The 20,049-nt window shown below is 60.4% G+C and carries 23 protein-coding genes and 1 riboswitch; of the genes, 5 read left to right on the plus strand and 18 right to left on the minus strand.

The window, feature by feature from the left end:
• Positions 1 to 7 precede the first annotated feature (7 nt).
• Both BVK86_RS22050 and BVK86_RS22055 read right to left on the minus strand, forming a co-directional pair.
• Positions 8 to 1,351 (minus strand): DNA recombination protein RmuC, encoded by a 1,344-nt coding sequence (locus tag BVK86_RS22050; protein WP_173668882.1) that lies wholly within the window; start codon positions 1,349 to 1,351, stop codon positions 8 to 10.
• A gap of 196 nt (positions 1,352 to 1,547) precedes the next feature.
• A complete protein-coding gene (locus tag BVK86_RS22055; RefSeq protein WP_075948436.1) occupies positions 1,548 to 1,871 on the minus strand; it encodes an SEL1-like repeat protein in 324 nt (107 codons plus the stop codon).
• A gap of 286 nt (positions 1,872 to 2,157) precedes the next feature.
• Between BVK86_RS22055 and BVK86_RS22060 the strand changes: the two genes are divergently transcribed.
• From BVK86_RS22060 to BVK86_RS22080, 4 genes are all read left to right on the plus strand, one after another.
• Positions 2,158 to 2,412: a hypothetical protein gene (locus tag BVK86_RS22060; RefSeq protein ID WP_075948437.1), complete on the plus strand. Its 255-nt coding sequence runs from the start codon at positions 2,158 to 2,160 to the stop codon at positions 2,410 to 2,412.
• A 457-nt stretch (positions 2,413 to 2,869) separates the two neighbouring features.
• Positions 2,870 to 3,094, plus strand: a complete 225-nt coding sequence (locus BVK86_RS22070) for a hypothetical protein (RefSeq protein WP_003204606.1) — start codon at positions 2,870 to 2,872, stop codon at positions 3,092 to 3,094.
• A 276-nt stretch (positions 3,095 to 3,370) separates the two neighbouring features.
• Positions 3,371 to 3,853 (plus strand): hypothetical protein, encoded by a 483-nt coding sequence (locus BVK86_RS22075; protein WP_075948438.1) that lies wholly within the window; start codon positions 3,371 to 3,373, stop codon positions 3,851 to 3,853.
• Between the two features lie 147 nt (positions 3,854 to 4,000).
• Positions 4,001 to 5,278 carry an OmpP1/FadL family transporter gene (locus tag BVK86_RS22080; protein ID WP_075948439.1) on the plus strand — a complete coding sequence of 426 codons (1,278 nt, stop codon included), beginning with the start codon at positions 4,001 to 4,003 and terminating at the stop codon, positions 5,276 to 5,278.
• An 89-nt stretch (positions 5,279 to 5,367) separates the two neighbouring features.
• Here the strand turns inward: BVK86_RS22080 and BVK86_RS22085 are convergent, their stop codons facing one another.
• The 14 genes from BVK86_RS22085 to cobO form a co-directional block, all read right to left on the minus strand.
• A complete protein-coding gene (locus BVK86_RS22085; protein ID WP_075948440.1) occupies positions 5,368 to 5,934 on the minus strand; it encodes a glutathione peroxidase in 567 nt (188 codons plus the stop codon).
• Between the two features lie 67 nt (positions 5,935 to 6,001).
• On the minus strand, positions 6,002 to 6,124 hold the full coding sequence (locus BVK86_RS30335) for a hypothetical protein (protein WP_269458086.1): 123 nt from the start codon (positions 6,122 to 6,124) through the stop codon (positions 6,002 to 6,004).
• A complete protein-coding gene (locus BVK86_RS22090; protein ID WP_075948441.1) occupies positions 6,121 to 7,329 on the minus strand; it encodes an MFS transporter in 1,209 nt (402 codons plus the stop codon). The genes BVK86_RS30335 and BVK86_RS22090 overlap by 4 nt, the downstream gene beginning before the upstream one ends.
• Before the next feature lie 52 nt (positions 7,330 to 7,381).
• Positions 7,382 to 7,786 (minus strand): MarR family winged helix-turn-helix transcriptional regulator, encoded by a 405-nt coding sequence (locus BVK86_RS22095; RefSeq protein ID WP_075948442.1) that lies wholly within the window; start codon positions 7,784 to 7,786, stop codon positions 7,382 to 7,384.
• Positions 7,787 to 7,900: 114 nt separating this feature from the next.
• On the minus strand, positions 7,901 to 8,632 hold the full coding sequence (locus BVK86_RS22100; RefSeq protein ID WP_075948443.1) for an adenosylcobinamide-GDP ribazoletransferase: 732 nt from the start codon (positions 8,630 to 8,632) through the stop codon (positions 7,901 to 7,903).
• 2 nt (positions 8,633 to 8,634) lie between these two features.
• Complete coding sequence (gene cobC / locus BVK86_RS22105) at positions 8,635 to 9,210, minus strand: alpha-ribazole phosphatase family protein (protein ID WP_075948444.1); 576 nt, start codon at positions 9,208 to 9,210, stop codon at positions 8,635 to 8,637.
• Complete coding sequence (gene cobT, locus BVK86_RS22110) at positions 9,207 to 10,262, minus strand: nicotinate-nucleotide--dimethylbenzimidazole phosphoribosyltransferase (RefSeq protein ID WP_075948445.1); 1,056 nt, start codon at positions 10,260 to 10,262, stop codon at positions 9,207 to 9,209. The genes cobC and cobT overlap by 4 nt, the downstream gene beginning before the upstream one ends.
• The gene (cobU, locus tag BVK86_RS22115; RefSeq protein ID WP_075948446.1) at positions 10,259 to 10,780 is read right to left on the minus strand and encodes a bifunctional adenosylcobinamide kinase/adenosylcobinamide-phosphate guanylyltransferase; all 522 of its coding nucleotides are present in this window, start codon (positions 10,778 to 10,780) and stop codon (positions 10,259 to 10,261) included. Before cobU ends, cobT begins: the two co-directional genes overlap by 4 nt.
• Positions 10,781 to 10,889: 109 nt before the next feature.
• Positions 10,890 to 12,341, minus strand: coding sequence for a cobyric acid synthase (locus BVK86_RS22120; protein WP_075948447.1), 1,452 nt, complete (start codon positions 12,339 to 12,341; stop codon positions 10,890 to 10,892).
• A complete protein-coding gene (gene cobD / locus BVK86_RS22125; protein WP_075948448.1) occupies positions 12,338 to 13,330 on the minus strand; it encodes a threonine-phosphate decarboxylase CobD in 993 nt (330 codons plus the stop codon). Before cobD ends, BVK86_RS22120 begins: the two co-directional genes overlap by 4 nt.
• Positions 13,323 to 14,231, minus strand: a complete 909-nt coding sequence (gene cbiB / locus BVK86_RS22130) for an adenosylcobinamide-phosphate synthase CbiB (RefSeq protein WP_075948449.1) — start codon at positions 14,229 to 14,231, stop codon at positions 13,323 to 13,325. The genes cobD and cbiB overlap by 8 nt, the downstream gene beginning before the upstream one ends.
• Positions 14,228 to 14,878, minus strand: coding sequence for a 5,6-dimethylbenzimidazole synthase (gene bluB, locus BVK86_RS22135; protein WP_075948450.1), 651 nt, complete (start codon positions 14,876 to 14,878; stop codon positions 14,228 to 14,230). Before bluB ends, cbiB begins: the two co-directional genes overlap by 4 nt.
• Positions 14,875 to 16,275, minus strand: coding sequence for a cobyrinic acid a,c-diamide synthase CobB (locus tag BVK86_RS22140; protein WP_075948451.1), 1,401 nt, complete (start codon positions 16,273 to 16,275; stop codon positions 14,875 to 14,877). The genes bluB and BVK86_RS22140 overlap by 4 nt, the downstream gene beginning before the upstream one ends.
• Positions 16,276 to 16,285: 10 nt before the next feature.
• Positions 16,286 to 16,897: a cob(I)yrinic acid a,c-diamide adenosyltransferase gene (gene cobO, locus BVK86_RS22145; protein ID WP_075948452.1), complete on the minus strand. Its 612-nt coding sequence runs from the start codon at positions 16,895 to 16,897 to the stop codon at positions 16,286 to 16,288.
• Positions 16,898 to 16,980: 83 nt separating this feature from the next.
• A riboswitch (cobalamin riboswitch) is annotated at positions 16,981 to 17,209 on the minus strand.
• Positions 17,210 to 17,405: 196 nt separating this feature from the next.
• Here cobO and BVK86_RS22150 point away from each other — a divergent pair.
• Positions 17,406 to 18,719, plus strand: coding sequence for a PQQ-dependent sugar dehydrogenase (locus BVK86_RS22150; RefSeq protein ID WP_075948453.1), 1,314 nt, complete (start codon positions 17,406 to 17,408; stop codon positions 18,717 to 18,719).
• Between the two features lie 13 nt (positions 18,720 to 18,732).
• Here BVK86_RS22150 and BVK86_RS22155 read toward each other — a convergent pair whose 3' ends face one another.
• Complete coding sequence (locus BVK86_RS22155; protein ID WP_075948454.1) at positions 18,733 to 19,386, minus strand: O-methyltransferase; 654 nt, start codon at positions 19,384 to 19,386, stop codon at positions 18,733 to 18,735.
• 18 nt (positions 19,387 to 19,404) lie between these two features.
• Positions 19,405 to 19,941, minus strand: a complete 537-nt coding sequence (locus BVK86_RS22160; protein WP_075948455.1) for a C40 family peptidase — start codon at positions 19,939 to 19,941, stop codon at positions 19,405 to 19,407.
• Positions 19,942 to 20,049: the final 108 nt, after the last annotated feature.

Here is a 20,049-nt window from a genome sequence, read left to right on the forward strand (position 1 = left end):
TAGAAGACTATTCCGGCAACTCGACCAAGCCATCGACATCTGTCATCGCTCGCTCAAGCAAATCCGCCGGCAGACTCTTGCTCGCCCGTGCGCCCAGCAGCTTCAACTGCTCACTACGGCTGACCAGGTTACCGCGCCCCTCGGTCAGCTTGTTCCGCGCCGAGCTGTAGGCTTTATCCAGTTGCTGCAATCGATTGCCGACCTCGTCCAGATCCTGGATAAACAATACAAACTTGTCGTACAGCCACCCTGCCCGCTCGGCGATTTCCCGGGCGTTCTGGCTTTGTCGTTCCTGCTTCCACAGGCTGTCGATGACCCGCAGCGTCGCAAGCAACGTGGTCGGGCTGACGATCACGATGTTGCGATCGAACGCCTCTTGAAACAGCGTCGGCTCAGCCTGCAACGCGGCGGAAAATGCCGCTTCGATCGGGACGAACAGCAACACGAAATCCAGGCTGTGCAAACCGTCGAGCCGCTTGTAGTCCTTGCCGGACAGGCCTTTGACGTGATTACGCAGCGACAGCACATGTTGCTTGATGGCGATCTGGCGGATGCCTTCGTCTTCGGCCGCCACGTATTGCTGGTAAGCCGTGAGACTGACTTTGGAGTCGACCACCACCTGCTTGTCGCCGGGTAAATAAATGATCACGTCAGGCTGGAAGCGCTCACCGTCCGGCCCCTTGAGATTGACCTGGGTCTGATACTCGCGCCCCTTCTCCAGCCCGGCATGCTCAAGCACCCGCTCCAGAATCAACTCACCCCAGTTGCCTTGGGTTTTCTGCCCTTTCAAGGCACGGGTCAGGTTGGTGGCTTCGTCGCTCAGGCGCAGATTCAGCTGTTGCAGGCGCTCCAGTTCCTTGGCCAGGGAGAAACGCTCACGGGCTTCGGCCTGATAACTTTCCTCGACGCGCTTTTCGAACGATTGAATGCGTTCCTTCAGCGGATCAAGCAACTGCCCCAGACGCTGCTGGCTGGTCTCGGCAAAACGCTGCTCACGCTCGTCGAAGATTTTCCCCGCCAGCTCGGCGAACTGTGCACGCAGCTCGTCTCGCGAGCCTTGCAGGTCGTTGAGGCGTTGCTGATGGCTATCCTGTTGTTCACGCAGTTCAGCCTTGAGCGCGGCCGTCTGGGCGTCCAGGCGCCGCAACTCGGCTTCTTTGCCAGCGCGCTCGATGTTCCAGGCATGGGACGCATCCCGGGCGTCGTCGCGTTCGATCTGCAACAACTCGACTTCACGGCGCACAGCGGCCAGTTCTGCCTGCTTGGCGGCGTTGGCCTGTCCCAGATCAGCCACTTCATCGCGGCAGGTTTCAAGCTGGGCGTTCAAGCCGTCCTGCGCCAGTTGGGCCATGGCCAGGCGCTCTTCCAGTAACGCGACGTCGGCCTGCGAGTGACTGGCCCGGCGCTGGAGTTGCCAGGCCAATACCAGCAGCGGCAATGCCGCGCCTGCCAGACCGAGCAACGCGCTGGTCAAGTCCATAGCCATAGCCATTCCTGCCTTCGAATTAAAGTTTGAAGGTTAACCAAGGCGTCAGGTCTTGGACAGCTCAGTCTTCGATCCGGCCCAGTTCCTGTTGCGCGCGCACATCACCTGCCCGTGCGGCCTGACGCAACAAATCATGGCCGATCCGGCGATCGCGCGCATTCCCGCATTCACGGCACATCAACTGGCCCAGGCGACTTTGCGCAGCCACGATGCCTTCACGGGCCGGTTGCTTGAGCAAACGTCCGGCGATGTGTTTCACGTTCGGGTTTTCACCCAGTCGCGGGCTGTCCAGCAACCACTCTGCCACCCGCATCGAAAAACGCTTTGGCGGTGCAGCAGGGGATGTTTTGGAGGAAGAGGAATCGGATGGTGTACGAAACTTCATAAAGCACTGTGGGCAGATCGCAAGGCGCGCCACTCTACTCTTTTTTTCTTACAGGTAAAGCCGAAAAAATCCCGGCACGCCCGTCCTAGAGCAAGCGCTCGGGACAATCCACAGAAGCTGTGGATAACTCAGTGGACAACCGCCCCTGAAGCGCCGCAAAGCCCTGTGGAATGGGGCCTGCAGTCAAACTGACGATTTTTTCACCAGTAAAAAAAAGCGATGTTTTTCATTGACTTAAATTTTGGTTACAGGCAGCCACTGCGCTTTAAGGCAACATGACAGCGGCATGACAGCCTGCGTAACTGATGTGCACAAGTGGCTCATGGATGGTTATATCGATGCGCTTTTTCGGCGCATTTTGTCATCCGATCTGGGGATAAACCGTGCCAAAGCCGCCATCCAGGCCTCTTGCTACCCGCTGGATGGTCATGACCACCGGTCGGAATACAGAGCGTTTGAGTGGCTTTTTCGTGGCGCTCAACCCGCTGAGAATGACCTTTTGCAGGTGCACAAGCAGCCTTTGATCATTCTTTTTCGCTAGCACACTTCCTTTTGCCAATTCAATCCGTTAGTATCCGCGGCGTTAGTACCAAGCTGAAAGTCAATTCTGGTCGAACAAATCCCCCCGGATAGCCTTCCCAACGGAAGCCTCTGCCGATAAAAGCGGGATCGACCACCTCGATGGTTTCCAGGTAAATCTTGCGTCAACACAGCCTTTGAATCGAAAACAAAGGGTGTTGCCAGGCTCACTTACTCTGACCGAACCAGCCTGCAAATTGATCAGGATCTTCACCCCGGGCCCAGAACCTTTGCCCTTGATGTGCTGCCTGCCCTCCTAAGTACCTACCTGCCAGCCCAAGCGCGCCAATTTATCAGCGCTTCAAACTGGCTGCTTTGTTCCAGTCAGGTTCTTCGCTCGACCAACGGTGGTCGTCGTCGCTGGAACGTTTTAATTTTGCACGGCTCTTATCCGTGTCGCTTGTAGGAACACCATGACTATGTCTACTCAAATCCATGCACAGGATGCCATCCGCACCCTAACCAACGCTTTTGCACCAATGAACTGCCTGATCATGGCTGCTCGCAAAGGCTGCTTCAGCTTCACTCTGGTCAACGAACACGGCATCGCCCGACACAGCGAACGCCTGTACCCCGATCAGTACTCCAGCGCGGAACCGCTGCAGGCCGTGATCGAGCGTACCCGTCAGGCACTGGTTGCCTGAGACGCCAGAAAGGCTGAAATACCAAAAGCCCTGCTCAAAAAGCGGGGCTTTTTGTTGCCCGAGATTTCAAATTACCGACACACCGGTTAAGCACCAACCGATATAACGGTTATAACAGGAAGCCGAAAATATTTTAAAAACAGACCTTTACGTAGTGAATATGACACTACACTTCAACTCAAGCGGCTTGATCCGCTTCCGGCGAGCCTGAGTCGATCCACCGCTGCCAAGGCCCCCATCAGGCATCGCCGCCCATTTCATGGATTCGAGGGTTTTATGGGTATCGCTGCCAGCGAACTGTGCCGTTATGTGATCCGTCCGACGTTGATCTACCTTGGACGTCATAGCGCAACAGCCGAAGCCCTGCTGCTGGGCATTGCCGCCAGCCAGTCAGCCCTGGGTTCCGCCCTGCACGACCGCCGTGGCCATGGCCTCTACCGTATCGCCGAACCCCGCCACCAGGCACTCTGGGACCACTACCTGGCGCTCGATCCCGAACGCGCAAGCCTGGTCCGCGGCCTTGCCAGCCAACACGCTTTTCTCAGTGGCCCGCACGTCGAATTGACCGTCAATCTGCGTTACGCCACAGCCATCGCCTGGCTGCTGGTCGAAGAACAGAATACCCCGCTCCCCGAAGCAGACGACCTGCTGGGCATGGCCAGAATCTGGCGCCAGACCTTCCAGCCCCAAGGCCGCCTGAGAGACTTCACCTTCGCCTGGCAAACCTGTGTATCACCGCTGAATCAGGTCGCCTGCTGATCAAACCTGGATCCAAAAATCGCACAACACGCCGCGAATCTGGTCGGATTGTCCTACAAAACCGCTCTAAATCAAGCCATACAGCCTATAGCGCCGGGACGAAAATGTTGGTAATTTTCGCCCCGGTGATCACCAGGAGTTCTAATAATGAAAAAAGTAATGCTCAAAACCACCATTAGCCTCGCCGTCGCCATGGCATCCACCCAGATTTTCGCGAGTGGCTTTGCCCTGAACGAACAAAGCATCAGCGGGATGGGTACTGGTTTTGCCGGGCGATCTTCCTCTGCCGACGACGCATCCACAGTTGTAGGCAACCCTGCCGGCATGTCTCGCATTAAACGCGAGCAAGTCACCGGCGGTGTTGCATTCATCGACGCACACACCGACATCAGCGATGCCAGCTCCCGCCCGAACGGCGGCACCAACAAAGGTGACATGGTCCCTTTCATGGGCGTGCCGATGGGCTACTACGTCAAGCCTATCGATGACCAGTGGGCAGTCGGTTTCGGTGTCTACGCACCGTTCGGTCTGGTAACCGATTATGAAAACGGTTTTGCCGGCCGTTACTTCGGCAGCAAGAGCGAAGTACAAATCATCACCCTGCAGCCAACCGTCAGCTATGCCTTCAACGACAAGGTGTCGATCGGTTTCGGTCCGACCATCAACCGTATCGACGGCAAGCTGGAATCGAATCTGTCGCTGAACCCGCTCGGTCCGGACGGCGAAGTCAAGATCAAAGGTGACGACACTGCGCTGGGTTACAACATCGGTATCCTGGTGCAAGCCACCGACAGCACTCGCGTTGGCCTGACCTACCACTCGAAAGTGAAGTACAAGCTCGACGGTGACACCAAGGTCAACTACGCCGGCCTCGCTGCCCTGCGTCAGCCAACAAGCCAGAAGTACGATGCTTCGCTGGATATCACCACGCCTGAGTCGGTCGACTTCTCGGTTACCCATCAGCTGGACGACCAGTGGACTCTTTATGCAGGCAGCACCTGGACTCGCTGGAGCCGCCTGAAAGAAATCAGCGTCGAGAACAGCGGCGTTCCCGCACTTCTGAACGCTCAATTCGGTACCATCACCGAAGAGCAGAACTGGCACGACACCTGGGCGCACGCCATCGGCGCTTCGTATCAGCTGAACAAGCAGTGGGTTCTGCGCACCGGTTTCTCGGTGGACCAGGCACCTACCAACAACGAAAACCGCTCCCCACGCATCCCGACTGGCGATCGCAAGATTTTCAGCCTGGGCGCCGGCTGGAGCCCGACCGACGACCTGACCATCGACGTGGCGTACTCGTACCTGCGTGAAGAGTCGGTCAAGGTCAACAACAGCAACGGTATTCCTCGCAACCAGAACTACAGCGCCAAGTATGAAAACTGGGCGAACGGTTTCGGTATCGGTGCGACCTACCGCTTCTGATGATTCACGGCGAGCCTGAACCACTCGCCCCCTGAATCAAAAAAGCCCCGCGCTCTTGTACAGAGGCGGGGCTTTTTAGTGGGCGACAATCAGGGTGCGGAGGCCAATGGTGGGGAAGCCAGGGCTTTTTCCACAGCCGTGATGAAGTCCGGATCATCAGGCTTGGTCAGGCTGGAGAAGCTGGCGATCACCTTGCCCTGTCGATCGACCACGTATTTGTAGAAATTCCACTTGGGCGCACTGGACTGCTTGGCGAGCACCTTGAACAGGTTCGTTGCATCGTCGCCGCGCACTTTCTGTGGCTCCGTCATGGTGAAGGTCACGCCGTAGTTGACGTAGCAGACCTTGGCGGTTTCGGCACCGTCCTTGGACTCCTGCTTGAAGTCATTGGACGGCACGCCGATCACCTCCAGCCCTTGACCCTTGTACCGCTGATTGAGCGCCTCAAGGCCTTTGAACTGAGGTGCGAAGCCACAGAAACTCGCGGTATTGACCACCACCAGCGGTTTGCCGGCGAAGCGCTGGCACAGATCAATGGATTCATTGGCACGTAGCTTGGGCAAGGAGCCCTGCAGCAGCGCCGGGCACTCTGCCGCTTGTGCCAATCCGGTGAACGCTAACAGTAACGCAGGAACTGCAAGCCAGCGCATCAGCATATCGGTGCTTCCTTGAGTGATCGTGTGAGAACGAAGTTACTCGCCCTCCCACCCGGCAGCAAGCGTCCTAACAAGCGCCCATGCCCAACTGCATCAACGCCAGGCCGCCCTGATGCCAACCCCACCAGGCCACTGCGAGCAACACAGCGCAGACGGCAAAAATAACGACACGCGGCCAGAGACTGCTCATGTTGCGCTCATTTGCGTTTGCAGTCGCGCAACCGGCCGTTCACGCACAGGCCAGTTCAGAGCAGCAGCGAACAGACTCAAAAGAATTGCTACCTGCCAAATCAAGTCATAGCTCCCGGTCCGGTCGTAAACCACCCCGCCCAACCAGCCACCGAGGAACGAACCCAGCTGGTGAAACAGGAAAACAATCCCACCGAGCATGGACAAGTTTCGTACGCCGAACAAGGTCGCGACCGTGCCGTTGGTCAATGGCACCGTCGACAACCATAGAAAGCCCATCGCCATGCCGAACAGGTACGCCGTCGTCGTCGTCACCGGTGCCCACAGGAACAGCGCGATCACCACCGCCCGCAACAAATATAACCCGGTGAGCAACCGCGGCTTGGACATGCGCCCGCCCAGCCAGCCGGCTGTGTAGGTGCCGAAGATGTTGAACAAGCCGATCAGCGCCAGGACCGTTGTGCCGACGGTGGCCGGCAGATGCTGATCGACCAGATACGCCGGCAAATGCACGCCGATGAACACCACTTGAAAACCGCAGACAAAGAAACCGAACGCCAGCAGCCAGAATCCCGAATGAGAGCAGGCCTCGCGCAGTGCCTCCGAGAGGGTTTGATCATGACCGAGCACCGGTAATGGCTTGTCCTTGAGCATGCTCACCAGCGGTACGATCAGCGCCACCAACAGGCCCAAGGCGAGCAGTGCCGCCGACCAGCCGAGCCAGCCAATCAAGCCGAGCGTGCCGGGCAACATGGCGAACTGGCCGAACGAACCCGCGGCACTGGCGATACCCATGCCCATGCTGCGTTTCTCCGGCGGTACGGCCCGCCCGACCACGCCGAGGATCACCGAAAACGACGTGCCCGACAGGCCGATTCCGATCAACAGGCCCGCGCTCAACGACAACGTCACCGCCGAATCGGACAACCCCATGAACACCAGGCCCACGGCATACAGGACGCCCCCAATCAGCACCACTTTCGCTGCGCCAAAGCGGTCGGCCAAGGCGCCGGTGAACGGCTGCGCCAGCCCCCAGATCAGGTTCTGCAGGGCGATGGCAAAGGCAAACACTTCACGCCCCCAGCCAAATTCGGCGCTCATCGGCGCCAGGAACAGCCCGAAACCATGTCGCACGCCCAGAGACAACGCAAGGATCAGCGCACTCCCCACCAAAACCCAACCGCATGTACGCCACATCGATGTCATTCTTGTTCTCCGGTCGCGGGTATATACCCGCTTAAGATCGAACGAACCGGCATCAAGCCAGTTCGTCCAGCAACTTCAATAACGTTTCGCGCTTTTCGGCGCCCAGGCGATCGATCAATCGCTGCTGGGCTGCTTCCCACGCTGGCAAGGCCGCTTTCAGACGCTCGCCGCCGGCCTCGGTCAGCCTGACGATGCGATTGCGCATGTCCTCGCCCTCGACCAGCATCACCAACCCTTCGCCTTCCAGCACCCGCAGATTGCGTCCCAGGGTGCTGCGATCCAGCCCCATCGCTTCAGCGAGGGTAGAGATGCTCGGTTGATCCAACCGTTGCAGATTGCACAGCAAAGAATACTGCGCAACGTTGATCCCGAAGCCATCGAGAGCGCCGTCATAATGCCTGCTGACGCCACGGGCGGCGCGACGCAGGTTGATACATAAACATTGGGAATCAAGCATGATGCGTGTATATACCCGCGAGTGTGTTAAATCAAGTTTCCTGAGCTTCGGAGGCTGATAGATTGCCATCGCGAGCCTGCTCGCGATGAGGGCGAAACCGCCAGCGCAGAACAATCAGACCAGTGCCAAGCCCACAAGCATCGCAACTTCCAGCAATTCCAGCAACGCCCCCGCCGTGTCGCCGGTCGTCCCGCCAAGACGTCGCAGCATTAGCTGCCGCAGCCAGACAAACGCGGCAACCGCCACTACCAGCGCCATAACACCACCGACACCGGCGATCAACACACACGCCAGGGCGCTGACCGCCAGCACTTGCTTGCCCGCCGATCGCGGCAAATGATCAGCCAGCGCCTGCCCCAAACCACCGGCGCGCACATAGGGCGTGGTCAGGAATAACCCCAGCAACGCCCCCCGCCCAATCAACGGCACGATGATCAACGCGACTGCGTACTCTTGCTCGATCAACGCCAGCAATGCAGTGAACTTGAGCAACAGCACCAGTACCAGCGCAACGACCGCAATCGGCCCGCTGCGCGGATCTTTCATGATCGTCAGCGTGCGCTCGCGATCACCAAAGCCTCCGAGCCAGGCATCGGCACTGTCGGCCAAACCGTCAAGATGCAGCGCACCACTGAGCAACACCCAGACCGCCAGCAACAGCGCGGCATGCAGTAGCAAAGGCGCGCCGAGCAACAGCCAGTTCAACGCCCACAGAATGACGCCGAACAACAATCCCACCAACGGATAGAACAGCAGCGAACGCCCAAGCTCCCGGGGCGCCGGCATGCCCGGCAGACGAATCGGCAGGCTGCTCAGGAATTGCAGGGCGATCCAGAACGGCAGCATGCTCAGATCACTTCCCTTAACCCACCGTCGGCGTCAACCGACAGCGAGAACAGCGCACCATGGCCGACTTCGACGTTTAACAATTGCTCGCGGGGCATCCCCCGCGCCTGCGCCAGCAACAAACGCATGACACCGCCGTGGCTGATCAGCAGCACGCGTTCACCGACGTACGTCGACTGCAAACGCGCCACGGCCGTCCGTACCCGCAGCGAAAAATCCGCAACCGGCTCGCCTTGTGGCGGGGTAAACGAATACGGATCAGCCCAAAACAAACCCAGGGCTTCGGCGTCGGTTTTCATCAACGCGGCAGCGCTCTGCCCTTCCCAGGCGCCGAAATGCAGTTCCTGCAGATCTTTTTCCAGGGCGACCGGAACGCCCAATTGCCCACCGAGTTCTTGCGCAAACCGCGCACATCGCTGCAACGGCGAACTCACCAACCGATCCCAAGGCCCCTGCGCGAGCACCGCCTCGCGCATCTGCTGCCATCCTTTTTCAGTCAGCGCGTCGTCGAGGCTGCCACGCAAACCGCCACCGAGTTCGGTTTCGCCATGGCGCAACAGGTCCAGGTGCAAGGTCATGCCGGGCGATCCGCCACTGCGGCCTCGGCGAAGGTCGCCATTTGCCCATGGAGATCACAAGCCAGTCGCAGCAACGGCACCGCCAACGCGGCACCGCTGCCCTCGCCCAGACGCAGCCCGAGGTCGAGCAGCGGTTCGGCGCCCAGGGTTTCGAGCACATGCCGATGACCCGGCTCGGCACCGCGATGCCCAAACACCAGCCACTGACGGCAATCGGGATTCAAACGCACCGCGACCAATGCCGCGACACTGCAAATGAACCCGTCCACCAGCACCGCGACACCTTCCTGCGCACAGGCCAGATAAGCACCGACCAACGCCGCCATTTCAAAACCGCCAAGGTTGAACAGGGTCTGCAAGGCATCGCCACGCTGAGCCGTATGCATCGCCAACGCCCGCTCGATCACCTGCGCCTTATGGCTGACGCCCGCTGCATTCAAACCGGTGCCCGGCCCGGTCAGGTGCATGACCGGGCAATCGAGCAAGGCACAGGCCAAAGCGCTGGCAGCGGTGGTGTTGCCGATGCCCATCTCACCCCCGATAAACAATTGCACGCCCGTTGCGACAGCTCGCAACACGCTGTCGCGACCGGCCTGCATAGCGAGTTCACCCTGGACCTGAGTCATCGCCGGGCCCAGGACGAAATTCGCCGTGCCCGGGCCGATGTTCAAATGACGCACGCCCGGCAGGTCCAACGAAGGCGTTACCGTGCCGAGATCGACCACTTCCAGCGAAGCGCCCAACTGCCGCGCCAACACGCTGATCGCCGCTCCACCATTGACGAAGTTATGCAACATTTGCCCGGTGACTTCCTGGGGGAACGCCGACACCCCTTCGGCCACCACGCCATGGTCCCCGGCAAAAATCGCGATCCAGACCCGATCCAGGTTTGGCTTGACCTGCCCTTGCAGGCCGGCCAGTTGCACCGCTACCGACTCGAGTTGACCGAGGGAACCGGCCGGTTTGGTCAACTGCTGCTGCCGGGCATGCGCCTGTTCGAGCACTTGAGTGTCGATCGGTTTGCACGGGGCCAGCCACCAGGATGGGGTCATAACGCAGTTCCTTTCAGAGTCAGGGGCAGGCCGGCAACGGTCAGGACGACGCGCTGACACCGTTCGGCCAGAGCTTGATGCAGCCAACCGGCTTCATCGACATAACGGCGAGTCAATTCGCCCAGCGGCACGACACCCATTCCGGTCTCGTTGCTGACAAAAATGATTTCACCCGGCAGCGATGCCAGGCAATCGAGCAAGGCATCCCGTTCGGCGCCCAGGCGCTCGACGTCGTCGAGCATCAACAAGTTGGTCAGCCACAGCGTCAGGCAATCCACCAGCAGGCAATGATCGACGCGGGCGTGTTGACGCAGGACGCGGGCGAGTTCGAGCGGTTCTTCGATCAGCGCCCATTCGGCTGGGCGACGGGCGCGGTGATGGGCGACCCGCTCGTTCATTTCGCCGTCCAGGGGTTGGCTGGTGGCGATGTACGTCACCGACAATTGGCTGTCAGTCGCCAGTTTTTCGGCCAGACGACTTTTGCCGGAGCGGGCGCCGCCGAGGATCAGTTGCAGCATGGTTTATTCCTTAACATCTTCGGTGAAGCACCTGGGCTCCCACAGTGATCTGGATTGACATGAACCCTGTGGGAGCGAGCTTGCTCGCGATAGGGCCGGCAAGGCCAGCCTAAATCCCGCAGAGCTCACGCAGCAACGAGGTGTCCAAATGCTTCTCCACCAAATCCGCCAACCGCTCGATATCGCGCTCGCGCAACCCGTGGTAATCCACCTCCTGCACCGCCTGCAAACCCGCCCAACGCAACAGCGCACTGCAGGCCGCCGGTGACTCGAACAGGCCATGCAGATACGTGCCGAAAATCTGCCCGTCGTCGCTCTGGGCACCGTCGCACCGACCATCATCGAGCTGCACCGCGGCATTTTCCAGCGCCGGCCCGGTGGTCACCCCAGCGTGAATTTCATAGCCGACGACTTCAGCATTCTCCAGCGCCAGGCGCCCGCGCACATTGCGCAGTTGCTTGTCCTGTTCCAGCTGCGTTTCAAATGCCAGCAAGCCCAGTCCGGCGCTGGAGCCCGGTGCACCTTCCAGGCCCAACGGGTCGTGCACCTGCTCGCCGAGCATTTGCAAGCCGCCGCAGATACCCAACACTTTTCCGCCATAGCGCAAATGTCGGGCTATTGCTGTTTCCCAGCCGTTGGTGCGCAGATACGCGAGATCACTGCGCACACTTTTCGAGCCGGGCAAGATCATCAGGTCGGCGGGAGGAATGGCCTGGCCGGGGCCGATGAATTGCAGATCGACTTGCGGGTGCAGGCGCAGCGGATCGAAGTCGGTGTGGTTGCTGATGCGCGGCAGCACTGGCACCACCACTTTCAGGACCTGCTCGGCCTTGTCGGTCTGGCGCTGATCGATGCCATCTTCGGCCTCCAGATGCAGGTCCATCACATAAGGCAGGACACCGATCACCGGTTTGCCGGTGCGCGCTTCAAGCCAGTCGAGACCGGGTTGCAACAGGGCAATGTCGCCACGAAAACGATTGATGATGAAGCCTTTGACCCGTGCCTGCTCGCTCGGTGACAGCAGCTCCAGCGTACCCACCAGATGCGCGAAGACCCCGCCACGGTTGATGTCGGCGATCAGCAGCACCGGGCAGTCCACCGCTTCGGCGAAGCCCATGTTGGCGATGTCGCCAGCACGCAGATTGATTTCAGCCGGCGAGCCCGCGCCTTCCACCATCACCACCGGATACGCCGCGCTCAACCGTTGGTGCGAGGCCAGCACCGCTTGCATCGCGATGGCTTTGTAGTCGTGATAGGCCACGGCATTCATCGTCGTGACCGCCCGGCCATGGATGATCACCTGAGCGCCCGTGTCGCTGTTGGGCTTGAGCAGTACCGGGTTCATGTCGGTGTGAGGTTCGAGAAACGCCGCCTGAGCCTGCACCGCTTGCGCGCGACCGATTTCGCCACCGTCGGCAGTCACCGCACTGTTGAGCGCCATGTTCTGCGGCTTGAACGGCACCACGCTCACCCCCTGACGCGTGACCCAACGGCACAGCGCCGTCACCAGGGTACTTTTACCGGCATCGGAGGTGGTGCCCTGCACCATCAACGTGGTCATGGATGTTCCTTGGTAAAGGCACTGAATGCGGCGTCGAGACGCGCCCAATCGGCTTCATCGCCCGGCAAGCCGAAACGCAGGCTGCTGTTATGTATGAACAGGCGCAGCAGAATGCCGCGCCGGGCCATGAACTCGTGGAGTTCCTCGGCGCGATCCGTGATCAGCCACTGAAACAGCGCACAACCGCCCTGCGGCTTGAAGCCGTGGTGTTCGAGCAGCGCCGCCAACCGCTCACTGGCCTCTTCGGCGCGTATGCGTTGTTGCGTTTGGCCTTCGGTGTCGCGCAGGCACGTTTGGCCCAACACCCGGGTCGGGCCACTCACGGCCCACGGCCCCACTTGCTCGGCGAGCAATTTGAGCAACTTGCGCTCGGCCAGCACAAACCCCAGACGCACACCGGCCAAGCCAAAAAATTTGCCGAACGAACGCAGCACGATCAAACCGACTTGGTGAGCAAATGGCGCAAGGCTCAAGTGCGGCGTGGTGTCCATGAATGCTTCGTCCACTACCAACCAGCCACCGCGCTGCGCCAGACGCGCGTGCCAGTCCAGCAATCGGCCGGGCGTCAGGTTCAGGCCCGTGGGATTGTTCGGGTTGACCACCACCAGTATGTCGAGGCTGTCGACAAAGAAATCGACTTCCTGCTCCAGCACTTCACGCACGATGTAACCATTGCGCCGCCAGGCTTCGGCATGTTCGGCGTAACACGGCGACAACACGCCGACCTTGCCGGCCCGACGCAAACGCGGCAGCAACTGGATGGCCATTTGCGAACCGGCCACCGGCAATGCCTGCAAAGTGCCGTAATAATCGCAAGCGGCCTGCTCCAGGCCGTCATCGGTTTCCGGCAACCGCGCCCACGCCCGCAACGGTATTTCAGGGACAGGAAACGGCCAGGGCGCGAGGCCACTGGACAGATCGAGCCAATCGGCTTCCTCGATGCCGTATTCGAACGCCGCCTTGCGCAACCGGCCACCGTGTTCAAGCATAAAATTCAGCCCCCACGCAGAGAATCAGCAGCCATAACCATACCCCGCGCTGGACCAATTGCCAGCCTCGGTCGATGGCGTCGGCATCCGCCGGCACGCCTTCGCCCAGTTGCGGACGCTCATGCAGTTCGCCGTGATAAATCGCCGGCCCGCCCAATTCGACGCCCAGCGCCCCCGCCCCCGCCGCCATCACCGGACCGGCATTCGGACTGTCCCAGGTCGGGCCCTGTGTACGCCAGCATTTCAAGGCCAGCCGGGTTTTACCCAGCAGCGCGTAGGTCAACGCCACCAGCCGCGCAGGCATGTAATTGAGCACGTCATCGATCTTCGCCGCTGCCCAGCCGAAACGCTCGAAGCGTTCGTTGCGATAGCCCCACATCGCATCCAGCGTATTGCTCAACCGGTAGAGCACCACGCCCGGCGCTCCGGCCACGGCAAACCAGAATAATGCGGCGAACACCGCATCGCTGCCGTTCTCCAGCACCGATTCGGTGGCGGCACGGGCAACTTCAGTTTCATCCAGCTCACTGGTTTTACGGCTGACCAGATAGCTCACGCGTTTGCGTGCTTCTTCAAGATCATTGCTGCGCAGGGCTTTCGCCACAGACTCGACGTGTTCACCGAGGCTGCGCATGCCGAGGGCGCAATACAGCGCGAGAATCTCGACGATCCAGCCGACATAAGGCGCCCAGGAAAATGCCGTGGCCAACAATGTCAGCGGCAACACGGCGATCACCCATGCAGTGACCCCATGACTGCGCCAACCACGGCCACCGCCGTTGAAACGTTGCTCGATGCGCTCGGCAAAACGGCCGAACGCCACCAGCGGATGCCAGCGTTTGGGTTCGCCCAGCAGCGCATCCAGCGCAACCGCGGCGACACTCAACAACGCCACACTCATTGACTCACTCCCCAATAATTTTCATACAACATTTCACTCAGCGGACGCGCCTGCGCCCAGCCATCGAGCACCAGCATCGGCGCCGGATAGAATGCCTTGACCGGCCCCAGGCACAGGATCGCCAATGGCTTGGCACCCGCGGGCAAGCCCAACAGGTCCGCGAGCGCTTGCGGTTCGAACAATGAAACCCAACCCATGCCCAAACCTTCGGCACGGGACGCCAGCCAGAGGTTCTGGATCGCGCAGGACAACGACGCCAGGTCCATTTCCGGCAACGTTCGACGCCCGAAGATATGCCGCTCGCGATCCTCCATCAGTGCAGCCACCAGCACCTCGGCACAGTCGTTGATGCCTTCGACCTTGAGCTGCATGAATTCGTCGGTGCGCTCGCCGAGGGCTTCGGCGGTGCGGATGCGCTCGTCTTCCACCAGCGCCTGGATCTTGCCGCGCAAATCGCGATCGCTGATGCGGATGAAACGCCAGGGCTGCATCAGGCCAACGCTGGGCGCCTGATGCGCGGCTTCGAGTAAACGCCGAAGCAACTCGGGCTCGACCGTGCCCCCGCTGAAGTGGCGCATGTCGCGGCGTTCGGCGATGGCGCGATAAACCGCTTCGCGTTCGGCGTCGGAAAAGGCGTTGTCAGTCATGGCCTCTTCGCTGGCAAGCCAGCTCCCACAAGGACTTGCATGTCTTCAGGCATTACACCGCTCACTGTGGGAGCTGGTTTGTCAGCGATGGCGGTTTCAACATCCGGCGCAAACAGTACGGCGATCGCCCGCGGATTGGACGGAAAATAAAAATGCACATAAGAAGCCGTCATCCGCCCCTCACGATAAACCGCTTCGGCTCCACGCCCGCCATTAAGACTCGAGCCCCGGGCAATCGGCACCAGTTCAGTGGTGGTCAGCGAGTGATGATAGGTGTGCCCGCGCAGCATCCCTTCCGGCAGTTCAACCGCCTGCAAGGCCAACGCGGCCAGGCGCTTTTGCATCACTGCGTCACCGCTCAGCAAACCGACCAGTTCAGCGCAGGTGCCTTCGACATCGGTCAACGAATCGAGCAGATAAAGCATGCCGCCACATTCGGCCAGCAACGGCTTACCTGCGGCATGGTGCGCGCGGATGGCGTTCAGCATCGAGGTGTTTTGCGCCAGCGCCACATGATGCAACTCCGGATACCCCCCCGGCAGATACAAGCTGTCGGCCTCCGGTAATTGCGCGTCACGGATCGGCGAGAAAAAACGCAACTCAGCGCCCATCGCCCGCAACAAATCGAGACTGGCGCCATAGGTGAAGGCAAACGCTTCATCACGGGCCACGGCAATGCGCACACCGGCGAGCAATGGCTCGGCTGCAATCACATCGGGAGCGGCGAACTGCACCGCTGGCGGCAACGCGACTTCGCAACTGCTGGCCAGGGCTTCAGCCGCCGCATCAAGGCGAACATCGAGGTCGTTCAACTCGCTGGCCTGTACCAGCCCCAAGTGGCGGCTCGGCAATTCGATCCCGGTTTCCCGGGACAAGGCGCCATACCAGCGCAGGCCTTCGGTCAGGCTGCCCTCAAGCAATTGCGCGTGACGCAGGGTGCCGACGCGATTGGCCAGGACCCCGGCAAACGGCAAATCTGGCTGATAGCGCGCCAGCCCGAGGGCCAGGGCGCCAAAGGTCTGAGCCATGGCGGTGCCGTCGATGACAGCGAGCACCGGCACACCGAAGTGACGCGCCAGATCGGCACTCGACGGCGTGCCGTCGAACAGTCCCATCACGCCTTCGATCAAGATCAGATCGGCTTCAGCGGCGGCCTCCCACAACAGGCGACGACTTTCCTGCTCGCCGACCATCCACATATCCAATTGATAAACCGGCGCACCGCTGGCGCGCTCGAGAATCATCGGGTCGAGAAAGTCCGGGCCGCATTTGAACACGCGCACCTTGCGCCCCTGATTGCGATGCAAACGGGCCAGTGCGGCGGTGACAGTGGTCTTGCCCTGACCGGAGGCCGGTGCGGCAATCAATACTGCCGGGCATTGGCGAGCGCTATTCATACCGTGCGGCTCACAGTTCCACGCCTTTCTGCGCTTTGATCCCGGCCTGGAAGGCGTGCTTGATCATGCCCATCTCGGTGACGGTGTCAGCCAGCTCGATCATCTCCGGCTTGGCGCCGCGACCGGTGACCACCACGTGTTGCATCGGCGGACGCGCCTGCAAATCGCTGAGCACCTGATCCAGATCGAGATAACCGTGCTTGAGGGCGATGTTCAATTCGTCCAGCACCACCAGGCCAATGGATGGATCACGCAGCAGTTCCCGCGACACGGCCCAGGCGGCTTCGGCGGCGGCGATATCACGCTGACGATCCTGGGTTTCCCAAGTGAAGCCCTCACCCATCACATGAAAACGCACCTGCTCGGGGAAGCGTCGGAAAAACAACTCTTCGCCGGTGCTGTTACGTCCCTTGATGAATTGCACAACGCCGCACTGCATGCCATGGCCCATGGATCGCGCGAGCATGCCAAACGCCGAGCTGCTCTTGCCTTTGCCGTTGCCGGTCAGCACCAGCAGCAGGCCGCACTCGTTCGGTGAGTTGGCAATGCGCTCGTCTATCACGGCTTTTTTGCGCAGCATGCGCGCCAGATGACGTTCGTCACGATCGGGGGTATCAGTCATAGGGGAGCTCTCCGTTGAGGCTGGAATAACGGCGGGCAGGCACAAGAATAGACGGCAAGAAGCCTGGCATCGCCCACCGTGATGCCGCTTGGATGGATCAGGCCGGTCTCCGGACTCATGAGCGGCTTGCGCCAGACTGCGCGCCTTCCCATGTCTGTCGACACAGTGGCCAAGGCGCAGCCTTTCACCCATTTACCGTTGCGGGGGCAGCGTCGGGATTGCGGCTCTTCACTTCTGAAGCGCTCGCTCACCGACTTCCCTGTTTCACTCTGTCGACCCAAGCCACAGAGCACCTGAAACAAGCCGCGAAGGTTAGAGGGTTGGGGGTGGAGCGTCAATTGAAGACAGGGCGCACAGATGAATAACCGCCGCTGATCAATAACCAGGCAGGCGATTGCTATCCCGGCATGGCCGCGCTGTTGAAGCAGGCTCGCGGCTGAAGGGTTGAACCAACCAGCGGCCAGGCTTCTCTATGATTAAATCAAGGCACCCACAGGGAAGATCCGCAATGCGCACATCCGAGCTCATATTCGTTATTGCTCTCGCCGGAGGGCTCGTCGCTTGCGGCGAAACCTCCAGCTTGCAAGTCTCCGACGGCACCGGTCCGTCACCCAAGTTACCCGAACCCAATAAAACGCTATTCCCGACGATTAACATCGCCCCGGCCATCGGCTGGCCGGACGGTGCAAAACCCGTGGCGGCCAGCGGCACTCAAGTCGGCGCATTTGCCGATAATCTCGATCATCCGCGCTGGTTGTACGTCCTGCCCAATGGCGACGTCCTGGTCGCCGAAACCAACGCCCCAGCCAAGCCCGATGACAACAAAGGCATCAAGGGCTGGATCACCGAGAAAGTCATGGGCCGCGCCGGAGCAGGCGTACCGAGCCCGAACCGCATCACGCTGCTGCGCGACAGCAATCACGACGGCATCGCTGAGACCCGCACGGTGTTCCTCGAAAACCTGAACTCGCCCTTCGGCATGACGCTGGTGGGCAATGACCTGTACGTGGCCGACACGGATCGCCTGCTGCGCTTCCACTACGAAACCGGCGACACCGCCATCAAGTCGCAACCAATCAAAGTCGTCGACCTGCCGGGGGGAACACTGAATCACCACTGGACCAAAAATGTGATTGCCAGCCGGGACGGCAGCAAGCTATTCGTCACGGTAGGCTCGAACAGCAATGTCGGCGAAAACGGTATGGATCAGGAGCAAGGACGAGCGGCGATCTGGGAAGTGGATCGCGCCACCGGCAATCACCGGATCTTTGCCTCCGGGCTGCGCAATCCGAACGGCATGGCGTGGGAGCCGCGAAGCGGCGCACTGTGGACGGCGGTCAACGAGCGGGATGAAATCGGCAGCGACCTGGTGCCCGATTACATCACTTCCGTAAAGGACGGTGGGTTTTACGGCTGGCCGTTCAGCTATTACGGCCAGCACGTCGACGTACGCGTCGAACCGCAAAACCCGAATCTGGTGGCCAAGGCAATCGCGCCGGACTACGCGGTCGGCCCGCACACCGCGTCGCTGGGCCTGACGTTCGCCGAAGGCAACACATTGCCGGCGCCATTCAAGGAAGGCGCCTTTATCGGCCAGCACGGGTCATGGAACCGCAAACCGCACAGCGGTTACAAAGTGATCTTTTTGCCATTTAGCGATGGCAAGCCGACGGGACAACCGATTGATGTGCTCACCGGTTTTCTCAATGACGAAGAAAAAGCCATGGGTCGGCCAGTGGGTGTGGTGATCGATCAGCAGGGAGGCTTGCTGGTGGCCGATGATGTGGGGAACAAGGTGTGGCGGGTCTCCGCGACTCAATAAACGCCTGCGATCGTTAGCGTTTACGACAGAGCGTGAGCCCATCCCCCAGCGGCAACAACGACAGATCTACCCGCGCGTCATCCTTCAACGCTCGATTGAGCGCCTGGATCGCGCGGGTGTCTGCGCTCTGCGGATGGCTTTCCAGCACCCGGCCGCTCCACAGGGTGTTATCGAACACCGCCAGCCCACCGACCCGCAGCAAACGCAGCGCGTGCTCCAGATAGGCTGGGTAATTGGCCTTGTCGGCATCGATGAAAATCAGATCGAATTCGCCAGGCTGATCCAGCATACCGAGGGTTTGCAGAGCAGGCGCCAGGCGCAGATCAATGCGCTTGCCCAATCCGGCTTCTTCCCAGTAGCGACGTGCGATGGCGTTGTAGTCACCAGGCATGTCGCAGCAGATCAGCGAGCCCTCATCCGACAATGCCGCCGCCATGCACAGGGCGCTGTAACCGGTGAAGGTGCCGATCTCCAGCAACTGCCGCGCACCGGTGAGCTTCACCAGCAACGCGAGAAACTGCCCTTGCTCGGGCGCTACCTGCCAGCGCGCCATCGGCAATGCCTGGGTTTCGTCGCGCAAGCGCTTGAGCAGTGGGGTCTCGCGCAGGGAAACATCCAGAAGGTATTGATACAGCGAATCGTCGAGGTTGAGCGTGCGAGCAGTCATGACGACAACCTCCGAAGATTAGGGATTGCGCGCCAAATGCTCCGGCTGCAGGACGCGCTTGGCACTCAGGTAAGCTTTCTGCCAATACGCTTTGGACAGGCTGTCGAGCTTTACCGTGCCACCGGTGGCCGGCGCATGGACGAATCGCCCTTCGCCGACGTAAATCCCGGCATGGCTGACTTGGGAGCCGCCGTTGGTGGCGAAGAAAATCAGGTCACCGGTCTGCAAGCCTTCCTTGCCGACATTCGCCGCCTGCATGGTGATCATCTCGCGCGTGGTGCGCGGCAAGGAAATCCCGGTGACGTCACGGTACACATAGCCAATCAAGCCACTGCAATCAAAGCCTGAATCCGGTGTATTGCCGCCCCAGCGATAAGGCGTGCCCACAAGGCCCAACGCGCGAAACAGCACGTCTTCCGCTTCAGGTGAGAACGACTGGGAAGGACCGAACACGATGGGTGGCCTGACCACCGGCGCGGGTGGCGGCGTGCGGCTGGCGCAGGCGCTGAGCAGCGCGGCGAGGAACATGATTGCGAGGCGGGCCGACATCGACATAAGCAGAGCATCCTGATCTGGCTGCGGCTTTTTTCTGCTGGGACGCAGAAAAGAAAACCGCCTGCGCGGTACGCAGGCGGTTTGCCATCATTGATAGATCAGAATTCT

Origin of the sequence: Pseudomonas reinekei (assembly GCF_001945365.1) — a bacterium.
Classification (GTDB): domain Bacteria; phylum Pseudomonadota; class Gammaproteobacteria; order Pseudomonadales; family Pseudomonadaceae; genus Aquipseudomonas; species Aquipseudomonas reinekei.

Coding starts and splice junctions, on each gene's coding strand:
- BVK86_RS22050 (WP_173668882.1), bottom strand. CDS start 1,351: ATGGCCCAACTGGCGCAGGACGGCTTGAACGCCCAGCTTGAAACCTGC.
- BVK86_RS22055 (WP_075948436.1), bottom strand. CDS start 1,871: ATGAAGTTTCGTACACCATCCGATTCCTCTTCCTCCAAAACATCCCCT.
- BVK86_RS22060 (WP_075948437.1), top strand. CDS start 2,158: ATGACAGCCTGCGTAACTGATGTGCACAAGTGGCTCATGGATGGTTAT.
- BVK86_RS22070 (WP_003204606.1), top strand. CDS start 2,870: ATGTCTACTCAAATCCATGCACAGGATGCCATCCGCACCCTAACCAAC.
- BVK86_RS22075 (WP_075948438.1), top strand. CDS start 3,371: ATGGGTATCGCTGCCAGCGAACTGTGCCGTTATGTGATCCGTCCGACG.
- BVK86_RS22080 (WP_075948439.1), top strand. CDS start 4,001: ATGAAAAAAGTAATGCTCAAAACCACCATTAGCCTCGCCGTCGCCATG.
- BVK86_RS22085 (WP_075948440.1), bottom strand. CDS start 5,934: ATGCTGATGCGCTGGCTTGCAGTTCCTGCGTTACTGTTAGCGTTCACC.
- BVK86_RS30335 (WP_269458086.1), bottom strand. CDS start 6,124: ATGAGCAGTCTCTGGCCGCGTGTCGTTATTTTTGCCGTCTGCGCTGTG.
- BVK86_RS22090 (WP_075948441.1), bottom strand. CDS start 7,329: ATGACATCGATGTGGCGTACATGCGGTTGGGTTTTGGTGGGGAGTGCG.
- BVK86_RS22095 (WP_075948442.1), bottom strand. CDS start 7,786: ATGCTTGATTCCCAATGTTTATGTATCAACCTGCGTCGCGCCGCCCGT.
- BVK86_RS22100 (WP_075948443.1), bottom strand. CDS start 8,632: ATGCTGCCGTTCTGGATCGCCCTGCAATTCCTGAGCAGCCTGCCGATT.
- cobC (WP_075948444.1), bottom strand. CDS start 9,210: ATGACCTTGCACCTGGACCTGTTGCGCCATGGCGAAACCGAACTCGGT.
- cobT (WP_075948445.1), bottom strand. CDS start 10,262: ATGACCCCATCCTGGTGGCTGGCCCCGTGCAAACCGATCGACACTCAA.
- cobU (WP_075948446.1), bottom strand. CDS start 10,780: ATGCTGCAACTGATCCTCGGCGGCGCCCGCTCCGGCAAAAGTCGTCTG.
- BVK86_RS22120 (WP_075948447.1), bottom strand. CDS start 12,341: ATGACCACGTTGATGGTGCAGGGCACCACCTCCGATGCCGGTAAAAGT.
- cobD (WP_075948448.1), bottom strand. CDS start 13,330: ATGCTTGAACACGGTGGCCGGTTGCGCAAGGCGGCGTTCGAATACGGC.
- cbiB (WP_075948449.1), bottom strand. CDS start 14,231: ATGAGTGTGGCGTTGTTGAGTGTCGCCGCGGTTGCGCTGGATGCGCTG.
- bluB (WP_075948450.1), bottom strand. CDS start 14,878: ATGACTGACAACGCCTTTTCCGACGCCGAACGCGAAGCGGTTTATCGC.
- BVK86_RS22140 (WP_075948451.1), bottom strand. CDS start 16,275: ATGAATAGCGCTCGCCAATGCCCGGCAGTATTGATTGCCGCACCGGCC.
- cobO (WP_075948452.1), bottom strand. CDS start 16,897: ATGACTGATACCCCCGATCGTGACGAACGTCATCTGGCGCGCATGCTG.
- BVK86_RS22150 (WP_075948453.1), top strand. CDS start 17,406: ATGCGCACATCCGAGCTCATATTCGTTATTGCTCTCGCCGGAGGGCTC.
- BVK86_RS22155 (WP_075948454.1), bottom strand. CDS start 19,386: ATGACTGCTCGCACGCTCAACCTCGACGATTCGCTGTATCAATACCTT.
- BVK86_RS22160 (WP_075948455.1), bottom strand. CDS start 19,941: ATGTCGATGTCGGCCCGCCTCGCAATCATGTTCCTCGCCGCGCTGCTC.